This is a genomic window from Actinomadura geliboluensis (assembly GCF_005889745.1).
Lineage (GTDB): Bacteria > Actinomycetota > Actinomycetes > Streptosporangiales > Streptosporangiaceae > Spirillospora > Spirillospora geliboluensis.
The window spans coordinates 1-2,530 of sequence record NZ_VCKZ01000669.1 but is presented as its reverse complement, the minus strand read 5'-3'; the positions used below and the strand labels follow the sequence as shown (position 1 = coordinate 2,530).

The following is a 2,530-nucleotide window of genomic DNA, read 5'->3' as shown; positions in this document are numbered from 1 at the left end:
AAGTGCGACACGAAGTCGCACACGACAAGTGGGAAAGCTACGGAGAAGGGAGATATTTGCTGCCCCCGGATTAGTGTTCGGATCCGTTCCCGCGCTCACATGCGTCGCTGGTAACGGCGGGGTGTGAAGCTGAGCGTTCAAGCCCAAGGGTGCCCTGGCCATCGGGGTGCTACAGGTGAGGGAAAGACTGGACGGGTGAATTGCGTGAACCTCCGTTGATGTCTCGTAAGGTTGAAGTCGTCCGATGGTTAGCAGGCAACGGCTACAGGATCAGGCGTTAGAATACGTCAAGTGATCTCCGGGGATTTGAGGCCGGAGAAGGAACACCACTGGTCCCGGGATAGAGGGGGCACCCACCCCAGTCGAATCTTGCGTGTGCGGAACGTGGAAACCCCGTTGGAGCCCGGACGCAAATCCGGTAAGCCGACCGCAAGGGGAGCCTAGTTCTCCAGCGGGAACAGGATGGCCCAAGAAGCAAATGCCGGTGGATCGAAAGATCAGAGGAAGACCCGAGGGGCACTCCAACTCCCGGGCATAACTCGCCGGATACGGGTCGATGTGGCCCGGCCCGAAAGGGAGCTGACGTGGGCCAGGTGAGCTATTGAAGTATCTTGAGCAAAGACGTCAGAACTCGATGGGCAAGTTAGACGCAAAGGAGGAGCATGGAAGGGACGGCGCCCGCCGAGCCCCGCTCTGCCGACGCGAACGGACCACGAGACGGCATCGTCGACTGGCACGGCATCGACTGGGCCAAGGCCGAAGAGAACGTACGGCGGCTGAGGCAAAGGATCTTCAAAGCATCACAGGAAGGGAACCTAAAGAAGGTTCGAAATCTGCAGAAGCTGATGCTGAGGAGCCACAGCAATACGCTAACGAGCGTCAAGCGGGTGACCCAGCACAGCAGAGGCCGAAAGACTCCTGGGATCGACAGGGAGCGCGCACTAACGCCACAAGCACGAGCGCGCATGGCAAACGACCTCCATCGGCAGACGCAGCCATGGAAAGCCAGACCTGTCAAGCGGGTGTTCATCCCCAAGAGCAACGGAAAAAAGCGTCCACTCGGAATTCCGGTAATGCGCGACAGGGTCATGCAGGCGCGCGTGAAGAATGCTCTGGAACCTGAGTGGGAAGCCCGGTTCGAATCCCGCTCCTATGGGTTTCGCCCTGGCCGCGGATGCCATGACGCCATCCAGGCGATCTTCAGCGCGGCGAAGGGTAAGACTGCAAAGCGCCAATGGGTGTTGGATGCAGACCTGGCGGCGGCGTTCGACCGGATCGACCATGACCATCTGCTCACGTCGGTCGGTGAGTTCCCAGCCAGGGAACTGGTTCGGCAATGGCTGAAGGCCGGAGTGGTCGATGAGGGATGCTTCACCCGGACGGAAGAGGGGACCCCTCAAGGCGGAGTGATCAGCCCCTTGCTACTCAACATCGCTCTGCATGGAATGGAGGAAGCCGCAGGCGTCCGGTTCGCCACCCGCAAGGGAACAGTGATGTGGGCGGCGAAAGGAACTCCGATCCTGGTGCGTTACGCCGATGACTTCGCCGTGTTCTGCACGAGCAAGGAAGAGGCGGAAGCAGTCAAGGCTCGCCTGGCCGTATGGCTAGAGCCCCGAGGACTTCACTTCAATGAAGAAAAGACCCGGATCCTTCATCTCTCCGAAGGGTTCGACTTCCTTGGGTTCAACATCCGTCGTCACGGCGAAAGCCTGATCATCACGCCCAGCAAGGATGCGGTTAAGAGAATCCGCAGTCGACTGCGCACGGAGATGCGAGCCCTTCTGGGGCAAAGTGTCGTGGTCGTGCTGCGCCGGCTGGCTCCCATCGTGAGGGGCTGGTCGGCTTACTATCGGACGGTGGTGTCCAGCAGGACGTTCTCCACGCTGGACAGTTATGTGTGGGCGCTCACCTACAAGTGGGCGAAACGCACTCACCCGAAGAAGTCGAAACACTGGATCATCAACCGGTATTTCGGCAAGCTCAACCGGTCCAGGAACAACCACTGGGTTTTCGGGGATCATGCAAGTGGTGCCCACCTCCCCAAGTTCGCCTGGACCAGCATCAGAAGGCACCAGCTGGTCAAGGGGAAGTCGTCACCCGATGATCCCGCCCTCCGTGACTACTGGAGCCAACGTCGCCGCACTCGCACCCCGCCGCCAATGGACAAGGTCAGTCTCGCACTGGCACATCACCAGAAAGGAATATGCCCCCTCTGCGGCGAGGCGCTCATCGTCGGAGCCGAATATGAACCCGACGACCCGCGCGCGTGGATCGAGTGGTTCGATGCGATGAGGAAGAGACTCCACAAGCATCACTTCGTCTACCGGCGTAACGGAGGCACTGATGGAAGAGCTAATCTTCGTCTCGTTCACTCCGAGTGCCATAGCTGGCATCATGCGACTGATAACAGAAAGAGCGACCAGCGGATCCTGTGAAGCCTTTGGGCTTGCTTGAGCCGTGGTGCCTGGAAACAGGCATGCCCGGTTCTGAGGGGGCCGGGTCATGGCAACGTGACCCGGCTACCCGACCG

1 protein-coding gene is annotated in these 2,530 nt (G+C 59.9%); it reads left to right on the top strand.

Annotated elements, in window-relative coordinates; genetic code table 11:
* Nucleotides 1-662: 662 nt before the first annotated feature.
* Complete coding sequence (ltrA, locus tag ETD96_RS43290; RefSeq protein ID WP_138642274.1) at nt 663-2,435, top strand: group II intron reverse transcriptase/maturase; 1,773 nt, start codon at nt 663-665, stop codon at nt 2,433-2,435.
* Nucleotides 2,436-2,530: the final 95 nt, after the last annotated feature.